This window comes from Crenalkalicoccus roseus, assembly GCF_004761865.1.
GTDB classification, from domain to species: Bacteria; Pseudomonadota; Alphaproteobacteria; order Acetobacterales; family Acetobacteraceae; genus Crenalkalicoccus; species Crenalkalicoccus roseus.
Map to the genome: position 1 here is coordinate 5,750 of NZ_SJDM01000056.1, position 12,059 is coordinate 17,808.

At 73.8% G+C, this 12,059-nt stretch carries 6 protein-coding genes; 4 read left to right on the forward strand and 2 right to left on the reverse strand.

Going from position 1 to position 12,059, the window contains the following annotated elements:
• The 3 genes from ET526_RS19220 to ET526_RS19225 form a co-directional block, all read left to right on the forward strand.
• A partial coding sequence (locus ET526_RS19220) for an energy transducer TonB (RefSeq protein WP_204623723.1) occupies nucleotides 1-595 on the forward strand: 595 nt, incomplete at its 5' end.
• Between the two features lie 101 nt (nucleotides 596-696).
• Nucleotides 697-864 (forward strand): hypothetical protein, encoded by a 168-nt coding sequence (locus ET526_RS22665; protein WP_408869776.1) that lies wholly within the window; start codon nucleotides 697-699, stop codon nucleotides 862-864.
• Nucleotides 855-1,298: an MDR/zinc-dependent alcohol dehydrogenase-like family protein gene (locus ET526_RS19225; RefSeq protein WP_408869777.1), complete on the forward strand. Its 444-nt coding sequence runs from the start codon at nucleotides 855-857 to the stop codon at nucleotides 1,296-1,298. Before ET526_RS22665 ends, ET526_RS19225 begins: the two co-directional genes overlap by 10 nt.
• 15 nt (nucleotides 1,299-1,313) lie before the next feature.
• On the opposite strand, the gene treY is transcribed toward ET526_RS19225, so the two are convergent.
• Together treY and treZ are read right to left on the reverse strand one after the other, a co-directional pair.
• Complete coding sequence (treY, locus tag ET526_RS19230) at nucleotides 1,314-4,124, reverse strand: malto-oligosyltrehalose synthase (RefSeq protein WP_135470322.1); 2,811 nt, start codon at nucleotides 4,122-4,124, stop codon at nucleotides 1,314-1,316.
• Nucleotides 4,117-9,636 (reverse strand): malto-oligosyltrehalose trehalohydrolase, encoded by a 5,520-nt coding sequence (gene treZ, locus ET526_RS19235; RefSeq protein ID WP_135470324.1) that lies wholly within the window; start codon nucleotides 9,634-9,636, stop codon nucleotides 4,117-4,119. The genes treY and treZ overlap by 8 nt, the downstream gene beginning before the upstream one ends.
• Nucleotides 9,637-9,841: 205 nt before the next feature.
• On the opposite strand from treZ, the gene glgX reads away from it, so the two are divergent.
• Nucleotides 9,842-12,034 carry a glycogen debranching protein GlgX gene (glgX, locus tag ET526_RS19240; protein ID WP_240048485.1) on the forward strand — a complete coding sequence of 731 codons (2,193 nt, stop codon included), beginning with the start codon at nucleotides 9,842-9,844 and terminating at the stop codon, nucleotides 12,032-12,034.
• Nucleotides 12,035-12,059: the final 25 nt, after the last annotated feature.

Sequence of the window (12,059 nt, forward strand, 5' to 3'; positions counted from 1 at the left end):
GGAGGCGGCGCCGCTCCCCGCCCCTGCCGAGGTGCCCCCAGCCCCGTCCGAGGCGCCGCCCGTTGCGGCCGAGGCGCCGCCACCACCCGCGGCGCCGCGGATGGAGGCCGCCGAGCGGCACGCCGCGCTGCCCCGGCCGCCCTCTCCGCCGCCGGCCCGCCTGCCCGGCCTCTGGCTGCCGGAGGCCGCGGCGCTCGCCCACCCCGCGCCGCCCGCCGCCCCGCGGCCGCCGCTCGACCTGGCGCTCGGCCCGGCGATCGGCCGCCTCACGCCCGAACCGGAGGCCCGCATCCGCGGCGCCGAGGTCGGGCCGGACTGGCGCAACGCCTTCCGCCGCTGGCTGGACGAGCATCTGCGCTACCCGCAGGCGGCGGCCCTGCTCGGCGAGCAGGGCACCACGCGGGTGGCGCTGGTGGTGGAGCCGGACGGGCGGGTGCGCTCGGCGCGGCTGCTGCGTCGCTCCGGCTCCGCCTGGCTGGATTCCGGCACCCTCAACCTGTTCCGCGGCGCGACGCTGCCCGCCTTCCCACCCGGCGCCGACCCCGCGGGCGTGCATGTGGACCTGACCGTGAACTACATCCTGGTGCGCGAGTAGGGCCGCCTCCGCAGCCGAGCCGGCGCGCCGGTCAACCCCGCGCCGGGCGCGGCGTTGGCGATGCGCGGCGCGGACCGACGGCGCCGCGGGAGGAGGACCGAATGCGCGCGCTCCGCTGGCACGGCAGGCACGACATCCGCTGCGAAACCGTTCCCGACCCGCGGATCGAGGATCCGCGCGACGCCATCATCCGCGTCACGAGCTGCGCCATCTGCGGCTCCAACCTGCACCTCTACAACGGCTTCATGCCGGGCATGGAGTGCGGCTGAACGAGCTGACCGGCGGCAAGGGGCCGGAGAAGTGCATCGACGCCGTGGGCATGGAGGCGCACGCCACAGCGACGCTCGACTCGCTCTACGACCGCGCCAAGCAGGCGGTGATGCTGGAGACCGACCGCCCGCACGTGCTGCGGGAGATGATGTATGTCTGCCGCCCCGCCGGCATTCTCTCCGTGCCCGGCGTCTATGGCGGCGTGCTGGACAAGATCCCGTTCGGCATGGCGATGAACAAGGGCCTGACCATCCGCACGGGCCAGACCCACGTGAACCGCTGGACCGACGACCTGCTGTGCCGCATCGGGCAGGGCCAGATCGATCCGAGCTTCGTCATCACCCATCGCGCCGGCCTCGAGGACGGGCCGGCGCTGTACCGGACCTTCCGCGACAAGGAGGATGGCTGCATCAAGGTCGTGCTGAAGCCCTGAGCGCGCCTCGCCGCCTCAGCCCGAGCCGCCCTCCGGGACCAGCACCGCCACCGGCAGCGTCCCGAACACGGCGCCGGCGGGAAGGTGGTCGCCGGCGCGCTCCACCGCCTGCCCCGTCAGCAGGTCGCGCCAGCGCCGCGCGGCGGAGCCCGCCTGCGGCCAGGGGATCGTCGTGCCTTCCCAGCCGGGATCGGCCTCGAGGCGGGCGGGGAAGCGCGCGGCGGCGACCAGCAGCGCGTCCTCCCCATGCGCGCGGGCGAAGGCGCAGACCTGCTCCGCCTTCGCGCCGGCCGCGGCGAGCGGCTCGTAGCTCCCATCGGCGTAGAGGGCCGGATGCTCGCGCCGGTGGCCGAGCAGGGTGGCGGTCAGGGCGAGCTTGACGCGCCCGTCCTGCCACGCCTCCAGCATGGCGGCGAGGGCGCCTCGGCGGTCGCGCGCCAGCGCCTCCGACACTTCCTCGAGCAGGCGGCGGCGCAGCGCGTAGTCCACGGGGCGGCGGTTGTCGGGGTCCACGAGGCTGAGCTCCCACAGCTCGGCGCCCTGGTAGATGTCCGGCATGCCCGGCACCGTCAGCTTCAGCGCCGTCTGCACCAGGCTGTTGCGGACGCCGAGCCGCGCCACCCGCTCCTGGAAGGGCAGGAAGGCGGCGAGGAAGGCGTTGCTGCCCGGCGTGTCCAGCGCATCGCGGGCGAAGCCGAGCATCGCCTCCTCGTAGGCGGCGTTGGGAGCCGCCCAGGTGGAGTGCAGCTTGGCCTCGCGCATGGACTTCACCAGCGCGCCCTCGATACGCGCGGCGAAGGCGCGCAGCGCCTCGGGGTCGGGGGCGCCCGCACCGGTCATCTCCGCCGGCCAGGCGCCGAGCAGGAGCTGGTAGAACAGGTACTCGTCGTTGCGGTCGGGCGGGGCGGTGCCCTCCACGTCGCCACGGCGGGCGCGCAGGATGCGGCTCCAGGCCTGCACCTGGCGCGCCCATTCCTCCGGCATCTCGGACAGCACGGCGAGGCGCGCGCGCATGTCCTCGCCGCGCTTGGTGTCGTGCGTCGAGGTGGAGAGCATGGCATGCGGCCAGCGCCGGGCGCGCTGCGCGTTGGCGCGGTGGAACGCCTGGATCGGCACGCCGAAATGGTCGGGGTGCCCGCCCACCTCGTTCAGCGCGACCAGGCGGTTGTAGCGGTAGAAGGCGGTGTCCTCGAGCCCCTTGGCCATCACCGGGCCGCTGTACTGCTGCACCCGCATCGCCAGGCGCACCACGGCGTGGCGGCTGAAGCCGCTGCGCGGCTCGCGCACCAGGTCGGTGGTCAGCAGGCGGTGCAGGAAGTCGAACACGCTGGGGTCGAGGTCGGTCTCGTTGCGCCGCGCCTGGGCGATCGCCCAGTCGATGTCGCGCCGGTCGGCCTCCGTCGGCTCCGCCGCGCCGTCCACGTAGGTGCGGTAGACGGGGAAGCAGGCGACGATCTCCTTCAGCGCCCGCTGCAGGATGTTGCGCGTGAAGTCCTGCGTGCGCGGGTTCCGCCGCGCCACCCGCGCGGCGTCGCGGGCGAGCACGTTCAGCTCGCTCGCCATCTCGTTCAGCATGATGCGCAGCTTGCACTCGCGCACGATCCCGGCGAAGGGTCGGGTGCCGTCCGCGAACTCCGCATAGAAGCGCGTGAACGCCTCCTCCCCCGCCGGGTCCACCAGCAGGCCGAGCACGAGGTTGGCGAACTCGTAGCCGGTGGTGCCCTCCACCGGCCAATCCTCGCGCAGCGGCTCGTGGCGGGCCAGGATCTTCTCGACCACCAGGTAGAAGGGCCGCGGCGCCCGCTCCCGCAGCCGCTGCAGGTATCCCCTGGGGTCGAGCAGCCCGTCCACATGGTCTATGCGCAGCCCGTCCAGCGTGCCGTCGCGCAGCAGATCGAAGACCAGGCGGTGCGCGTGGTCGAACAGCTCCGGCAGCTCCATGCGGAGCCCGGCCAGCTCGTTGATGTTGAAGAAGCGGCGGTAGTTGATGTCGTCCGCGGCGACGCGGAAATGCGCCGCCCGCCAGTGCTGGTCCTGGATCAGCGCGTCGAGGGCGCGCCAGGTGTCGAGGCGCCCCTTCTCGCCGTTCAGCCGCGCCACCGCCGCCTCCACCGCGGCGCGCACCTCCTCGCGCTCGCGCGCGAGGCGGGCGAGCTCCGCCTGCAGCTCGCGCGCGCGCCGCCCGACATGCGGACGCCAGTCGGGCAGGCCGGAGAAGGCGTCGCCCAGGCGCTCGAGTTCCGGATGCGCGTCGCCGAGGATGCGGGCGTAGTGCAGCGGGCAGATCGGCAGCTTGTGCGCGCCATAGGCCCAGACGGCGAAGCTGCCGCTCTCCGCCTCGAAGCGCAGGGCGAGCTCCCCGGCCTCGAGCACCGCGCCGTACTGGTCGCCGAGGAAGGGCACCAGCAGCTTGCCGAAGAGGTAGCGCCGGTCCGGGTCCCAGTCGATGTCGAACCAGCCCGCGTACTCGGAATCCGGCCCCCATTCCAGCACGTCGAGCCACCAGGGGTTGTCGGCGCCGCCCACCCCCATGTGGTTCGGCACGAAGTCGAGCACCTGGCCGAGGCCCTGCGCCGCGAAGGCGGCGGCCATGCCGCGGAAGGCCAGCTCGTCCCCGAGTTCCGGGTTGAGGCGGCCATGGTCCACGATGTCGTAGCCGTGGCTGCTGCCGGGCCGCGCCTTCAGGTAGGGCGAGGCATAGACATGGCTGACGCCGAGCCGCGCCAGGTAGGGCGCGAGGGCGGCGGCCTCGGTGAAGCCGAAGCCGGCGTGGAATTGCAGGCGGTAGGTGGCGCGCGGGATCGGCGGCGCGGCGGCGTCAGACATGCTCCCTCCCCTCTCCGGTCCGCGCGGCGCCGCGTTCGGCGCGGAAGATCGCGGCGATGTCGTTGAAGCGCGGACGGTCGGCCAGCGCCTCCAGCGTCATGGAATGGCGGCGGCGCCAGTTCGGATGCTCGTCCGAGGTGGCGGGCAGGTTCACCATCTCCGCCTCGTCGGTCAGGTCGTCGAGCTGCGCCATGGCGAGCATCGCCGGGCTGCGGGCGAGGAAGGCGTGCGCGGCGCGCGAGAGGCGCGGGATGTCCGGCGCCTCCTCCTCGGCCAGCAGCCCCTCGCGCCGCAGCGCGGCGAGCAGCGCGGCGCGGTCCTGTGCCCGACGCTCGCGCTGGCGCGCCGCCTCTCCCGGCTCCGGGTAGAGGCCGAGGCGCTCCTTGAGGTCGAGGTCCCGCCCCTCCCACCAGCCGCGCAGCGTCGGCAGGTCGTGGCTGCCGATCACGGCAAGGGCGAGCGCGGGATAGGCGGCGGGTGGCAGGAAGGCGCCCGCCTCGTCCTGTTCGAAGAACAGCACCCGGTAGGAGAGGATGTTCGCCGCCGCCATGCGCTCGCGGAAGCCCTCCGGCACCGTGCCGAGATCCTCGCCGACGACGAGGCAGCGCTGGCGGTGGCTCTCCAGCGCCAGGATGCCGATCAGGTCCTCCATCGGATAGGCGACATAGGCCCCGGCATCGGGCTTCGCGCCCTCCGGCACCCAGTAGAGGTGCTGCAGCCCCATCACGTGGTCGATGCGCAGCCCGCCGGCGTGGCGCATGTTGGCGCGCAGCAGCGCGATGAAGCTGCGGTAGCCCTCCTCGCGCAGCGCCCGCGGGTGGAAGGGCGGCAGGCCCCAATCCTGGCCGGCGGGGTTGAAGACGTCGGGCGGCGCGCCGACCCGGGCGCCGGAGACGACGGCGGCGGCGTTCGCCCAGGTCTCCGCCCCGGCACGGTCGGCGCCGACGGCGAGATCGCGGTAAAGGCCGATCGCCATGCCGCGCTCCCGCGCCGTGGCGGCCGCGGCGCCGAGCTGCTCGTCGGCGATCCATTGCAGCCAAGCGAGGAAGTCTATCCGGTGGCGGTTCTCCGCCGCGAAGCGCGCCACCGCGGGAGAGGCGGGGTCACGGTACTCCTCCGGCCAGACGTGCCAGTCGGGCGCGCGGGCAGCGAAATGCTCGCGCAGGGCCAGGAACAGGCAGTTGCGCTCCAGCACCTCGCCCTGCGCTCGGCGGAATTCCTCGAAGGCGCGCCAGCGCGCCGGATCGGCGGCGCGGCAGGACTCGAACAGGCGTTCGAGCAGCGGCAGCTTCAGCGCCGCCACCCCCTCGTAATCCACCAGCCGCTGCGCGCGGCACGCCTCCAGCCGCGCGCGGAACTCCGCGGAGGCGATGACCTCCCGCGCCTCCGGGCAATGCGGCAGCTCCGGCACCGCGGCGACGTCGATGTTGAGGACGTTGAGCAGCAGCCGGCTGGCCGGGGAATAGGGGCTGGCATGTTCCGGATCGTCGGGGAACATGGCATGCAGCGGGTTGAGGCCGATCACCGCCGCCCCGCGCGCGGCAGCCAGCTCCACCAGGCTGCGCAGGTCGCCATAGTCGCCGATGCCCCAGTCGGTGTCCGAGCGCAGCAGATAGAGCTGCGCGGCGATGCCCCAAAGCCGGCGCCCTTCCTCCAGCACCGGCGGCAGAAAGCAGCGCCCGGGCGTGATGATGAGCGGCATCGCCGCGCCGCCGGGCTCCACCGAAAGACAGTGATAGCCCCAGGGCAGGTCCGCCGGCAGAGGCAGCCGCCGCCGCTCCAGCCGGCGGCCGTCCTGTTCCTTCACCTCGATCAGGTCGAGCGCGGCGAAGGCGGCCTCGCCTGTCCGCTCGCCGCCCTCCTCGAGCGCGAGCCGCCAGCGCAGCGGGCCGGTGCCGGCGGGCAGCGCCAGCGGCACCGCCACCGCCCCGCCCGCCCGCGCCACCTGCACCGGGGGCAGCGGGTGCTGCCACCCGGCGCGGTCCAAGGCCGCAAGTGCGGCCTCGGCGGCCGCCTCGTCCACGGCCTCGACGCCCATGGCGGCGAGCAGGCGGCGCTTGGTCTCCGCGCCGGCGCGCACCACCTGGCCGCGGGCGTCGCGGAACTCCGGCTCGATCCCCATGCGCGCGGCCAGGCGGTCGAGGGCGGAGCCTTCCGGCTCGACGGACCAGCGCACCGCCCAGGGGCCGAAGCGGCCATCCGCGCCGCAGGCGCCCTCCCGCCACAGCACGCGGCCCGCCTCGGGCGGGAAGCCGTGCGTGGGCGCAGCGGCGAGGTTGGCGGCGAGCACCAGCGCCTCGCCGCCGCCGAGGGACCAGCGCACCAGCACCGCGCCCTCGCCGAGCACCTCGTGGCGGCCGCCCCGGGCGATCGAGGGCAGGCGCGGCACGATCTCGGCGTGGCGCAGCGCGAGGATGCGGCGATACCAGGCGAGCCACTCGGCGTGCGGCGCGCGTGCCGCGTCCTCCCAGCGCAGCCTGGCCGAGGCGAAGGTCGCCTCGGACAGCGGGTCGGGGATGCGCTCCCGCATCGCCGGGTCCTGGAATTCGGGGAAGCGGGCAAACTCGTTCCGCCGCCCCTCGCGCACCGCGTCGGCAAGGTCGGGGCCGAAGTCGCAGAAGAAGGGGAAGGGCTGCGCCGCCGCCCATTCCTCGCCCATGAACAGCATCGGCACCTGCGGCAGCAGCAGGTAGGTCGCCGCCACGGCGCGCACCGCCTCGGCCGGCGCGAATTCGGTCAGGCGGTCGCCGAAGGCGCGGTTGCCGACCTGGTCGTGGTTCTGGATGAAGGCGACGAAGGCGGTGGGCGGCAGGTGCGCGCTCCGCTCGCCGCGCGGGTGGCCGCGATAGGGCATCGGCTCGCCCTGGAAGGCGAAGCCCTCGGCCAGAGCGCGGCCGAGCTTCTCCGTATCGCCCCTGTAGTCGGCGTAGTAGCCCTTGGCCTCGCCGCTCGCCGCCACGTGCAGCACGTGGTGCACGTCGTCGTTCCACTGCGCGGTGTAGAGCCGGGGCGCACCGCCCTCGCCGCGGGCGAGGAGGCGCGCCTGGTTCTCCTCGTTCTCGAGCAGCAGATGCACGGGCCGGTCCAGCACGGCGGCGCGCACCCGCTCGGCCAGCTCCTCCAGCAGGTGCCTGCCGCTGTCGTCGAGGATGGCGTGCACCGCGTCCAGCCGCAGCCCGTCGAGGTGGAATTCCTCGATCCAGTACAGGGCGTTGTGGATGAGGAACTCGCGCACCGGGCGGCTGTCCGGCCCGTCCACGTTGATCGCGGCGCCCCAGGGCGTCTTGTGGCGGTCGGTGAAGAATTGCGGCGCGATGGCGTGCAGGTAGTTCCCCTCCGGCCCGAAGTGGTTGTAGACGACATCGAGCAGCACGGCGATGCCGCGCGCATGCGCGGCCTCCACCAGCGCCTTCAGATCCTCTGGCCGGCCGTAGCTGGCGTCGGGCGCGTAGGGCAGCACGCCGTCATAGCCCCAATTGCGCCGGCCCGGGAACTCCGCCACGGGCATGATCTCGATTGCGGTGACGCCGAGGGCGGCGAGGTGGTCGAGCCGGCCGATGGCGGCGCGGAAGCTGCCCTCCGGGGTGAAGGCGCCGATGTGCAGCTCGTACAGCACCACCTCGTGCCAGGGCCGGCCGCGCCAGCCCGCGTCGCGCCAGGGATGTGCGCGCGGATCCACCACCTCGCTCGGCCCGTGCACATCCTCCGGCTGGTGGCGGGAGGCGGGGTCGGGCACGCGCAGCCCGTCGGGCAGCACGAAGCGGTAGCGCGTGCCGGCGCGCGCGCGGCCGGTGACGAGCTCGTGCCAGCCTTCCGCGTCCCGCGCCATCGGCAGCGGCTCCGCCGCGCCGTCGAGCTCCAGCCCGATCCGCTCATGCGACGGCGCCCAGAGGCGGAAGCGCACGCGCCCGTCCTCCCGCAGCTCGGCGCCGAAGGGCATGTGGTGCGCGCGCCGCATCGCCGGTCCCTCCTCCTCCCCCGCCTCGAGCAGGGCCAGCACGCCGCGCAGCGGGATCGCGACCCAGCCGGGGCGGTTGGCCAGCTCGTAGGCCACCTCGTAGAATGCCTTCTCCAGCATGAAGAAGCGCAGCAGCCGCTCCGCCGCCTCCCGCTCCTGCGGGCAGGAAGGCAGGCCCCGCGCCGCGTCGAGATAAGCATCGCGTGCGGCGCGCACCGCCTCCGCCTCCCAAGCGGCGAGGCGCCGCCGCGCCGTCTCGCGCGCCTCCTGCGGCATTGCCTCGGGCAGCGCGCGCCCGGCCGCGGCGGCGGCGTAGCCGAGGGAGCGCAGCAACCCGGCGAGGTCGCGCAGCGGCGCGTGTTTGGCGCGCCGCTCCGCCAGCGGGCGCAGCGGCTCGCCCTCGAAATCCACGATCATGGCGTCATCCGCAGCGACCAGCACCTGGCCCAGGTGGAAATCGCCGTGATGGCGCGTGCGGACGAAGCCGGGCAGGCCGCGCAGTGCCGCCGCCAGCCGCGCCGGCAGCGCCTCGCGCCGCCCCAGCAGGCGCCGGGCGAGGGGGCGCGCCTCCGGATCGAGCCCTTCCCCCGCCGCGGCAAGGCCGTCAAGCGCACGCTGCGCCATGGCTTCCGCGTTGGCAAGCCAGCGCCGCAGGTCGTCCTCCCGCACCGCCTCGGGGCGGAAGGCGGGGTCCGTGCCGGCGGCGAAGGCGCGGTGCATCTCCGCGGTGCGGGCGCCGAGGCGGCGCAGCCATCCGGTCGCCTCCGCGAGCGCGCGCGGCCCATCCGCCTCGCCGGCGCGGCCGAGCCGCTCCAGCACCCAGGCCCAGCCATCGCCCGCATTGGGCACGAAGCGCTGCAGCACCGAGAGGGTGACGGCGCCCTCCCCCACCATGCCCTCCAGCTCGGCCCAGCCGAGCAGCGCGGGCGTGGCGGCGAAGCCGGCCTGCTCGGTGAGAAAGCGCCCGACCTCGAGCTCCGGGTGGATGCCCTCCTCGAGGGTGCGGATCAGCTTCAGGATCGCGCCCTCCCCGATGCGGATGGAGGTGTTGGACTGCTCGGCGCGGCCGCGCCTGATCGCCCAGTCCTCGCCGGGAGCGAGGCCGGCCGCGGCGAGGTGGCGCGTCCGCCCCATGCGCAGCCGCCCCGCGGCGGCAGCCGCGTCGCCGCGCAGCAGCGCCTCCACCCAGGCGCGGATGAACGCATCCGCGGCGATGGCGTCGGCGAGGTGTCGCCCCTCTCCCGCCGGGGCGATGCGGGCTTCTGGCGGCACCGCCCCCTCCGGCACCAGGGCGAGCGGCAGGAACAGCAGCAACGGCGCCCGCCCCGGCGGCGTGGCGCGCCAGAGCGCGATGGCGGCGGGCATGCCGGGCACGGGGAAGGGCAGCAGCGTGGCGAGGGCGACCTCGGGCCGGCCGGCATCCTTGGCCGGATACCAGCGCTGGCGGAGCAGGAAGTCGGGCAGCGCCGCCGCCGCCCGCGCCTCGAGGCCGGCGGCAGGCCAGGCGCTCGCCGGGCCAGTGGTCTGGAATGGAGTGTGGTCGGAGGGCGTCACGGCGGCGTGCCTCGTCCGGGCGGGTCCGACCGCCCCCAACAGCCTGCCCCCCTTGGCGTTCCTGGCCCGCCGCAAAAATACCAGCCGTGCAACCAGCGCGGGGCCGGCGCAGGAACGCGGCGGCTCCGGCGCTGTTCTGCTGGCCGCCTGCCAGGAAGGGACCGAGACAATGGGAAAGCGCAACGGCAGCGGGGCGCCTCAAGTGATGCGCCGCTCACGCGTCCGGGAGGGAACGCCCTTCCCGCTCGGCGCCACCTGGGATGGGCTCGGCGTGAATTTCGCGCTGTTCTCGGCCCATGCCTCCAAGGTCGAGCTGTGCCTGTTCGACGAGACGGGCGAGCGCGAGATCGAGCGCATCGAGCTGCCGGAGTTCACCGACGAGGTCTGGCACGGCTACCTGCCCGATGCGCGGCCCGGCACGCTGTACGGCTACCGCGTGCACGGCCCCTATGAGCCCGAGGCCGGGCACCGCTTCAATCCGAACAAGCTGCTGCTCGACCCCTACGCCAAGGGCCTGACCGGCGACGTGCGCTGGGACCCGGCGGTGTTCGGCTACGTGGTCGGCGAGGACGACCTCTCCTTCGACACGCGCGACAGCGCCCCGTTCCTGCCGCGCTGCCGCGTCGTGGACCCCGCCTTCACCTGGGGGCGGGAGCGGCGGCCCGACGTGCCGTGGGAGCGCACCATCCTCTACGAGCTGCACGTCAAGGGCTTCACCAAGCTGCACCCGCTGGTGCCGGAGCGGCTGCGCGGCACCTATGCCGGCCTCGGCACCAAGGAGGTGGTGGACTATCTGCGCGGCCTCGGCGTCACCTCGGTGGAGCTGCTGCCGGTGCACGCCTTCGTGCAGGACCAGCACCTGCTGGAGAAGGGGCTGGCGAATTACTGGGGCTACAACACGCTCAACTTCTTCGCGCCCGAATACCGCTACTCCGCCACCGGCAGCCTCTCCGAGTTCAAGGAGATGGTGGCGCGGCTGCACGATGCCGGCATCGAGGTGATCCTCGACGTCGTGTACAACCACACGGCGGAGGGCAACGAGATGGGCCCGACGCTGTCCTTCAAGGGCATCGACAACGCCAGCTACTACCGGCTGCTGCCCGACCAGAAGCGCTACTACATCAACGACACCGGCACAGGGAACACGCTGAACCTGTCGCACCCGCGGGTGCTGCAGATGGTGACCGACAGCCTGCGCTACTGGGTGACCGAGATGCACGTGGACGGGTTCCGCTTCGACCTCGCCACCATCCTCGGCCGCGAGCCCTACGGCTTCGACGAGGGCGGCGGCTTCCTCGACTCCTGCCGTCAGGATCCGGTGCTGAACCGCGTGAAGCTGATCGCCGAGCCCTGGGATTGCGGCCCGGGCGGCTACCAGGTGGGCGGCTTCCCGCCCGGCTGGGCGGAGTGGAACGACCGCTTCCGCGACACGGTGCGCGCCTTCTGGAAGGGCGACGAGGGCATGGCGGCGGAGCTCGCCACCCGCCTCACCGCCTCGGGCGACAAGTTCAACCGGCGCGGCCGCAAGCCCTGGGCCAGCGTGAACTTTGTCACCGCCCATGACGGCTTCACCCTGCACGACCTCGTCTCCTACAACGAGAAGCACAATGAGGCGAACGGCGAGGACAACCGTGACGGCCATTCGCACAACCTGTCCTGGAACCACGGCGCCGAGGGGCCGACCGACGACCCCGAGATCCGCGCGCTGCGCGAGCGGCAGAAGCGCAACATGCTGGCGACGCTGCTGCTCTCCCAGGGCACGCCGATGATCCTGGCCGGGGACGAGTTCGGCCGCACCCAGCACGGCAACAACAACGCCTACTGCCAGGACAACGAGCTGAACTGGGTGGACTGGCAGGGCATCGGCGAGGAGGGCCGGGCGCTCGCCGCCTTCACCCGCAAGCTGATCGCGCTGCGCCAAGGCTTCCCGGTGCTGCGCCGCGGCCGCTTCCTGAGCGGCGCCTTCAACGAGGAACTCGGCGTGAAGGACGTCACCTGGCTGACACCGGACGGCACCGAGATGGACGCGGAGCACTGGTCGGACCCCAATACGCGCTGCTTCGGCATGCTGCTCGACGGCCGCGCCCAGGCCACCGGCATCCGCCGCCCGGCCTCGGACGCGACGCTGCTGCTGGTGCTGAACGCGCACCACGACGTGGTGGAGTTCTCCCTGCCCGAACCGCCGGCGGGGCAGCGCTGGCTGCTGCTCGAGGACACCAACCGGCCCGAGGTGGACGAGCCCGAACCCTTCGAGTTCGGCCACCCCTACATGGTGACCGGCCGCTCCCTGCTGCTGTTCGTGCTGCGGCCGGAGCGCGGCGGCGGCGCCATCCTCGCGCGCGCGCGCGAGGCGCTGCTCGCCGGCACCGCCCCGCCGTCGCTGCCGGACGCCTCCTAGGCCGCGTGGACAAACCGGTAGGCTG

What these genes read in the sequence shown, in the direction of transcription:
- treY (WP_135470322.1), bottom strand. Translation starts at nt 4,124, where the DNA reads ATGTCTGACGCCGCCGCGCCGCCGATCCCGCGCGCCACCTACCGCCTG.
- glgX (WP_240048485.1), top strand. Translation starts at nt 9,842, where the DNA reads ATGCGCCGCTCACGCGTCCGGGAGGGAACGCCCTTCCCGCTCGGCGCC.
- ET526_RS22665 (WP_408869776.1), top strand. Translation starts at nt 697, where the DNA reads ATGCGCGCGCTCCGCTGGCACGGCAGGCACGACATCCGCTGCGAAACC.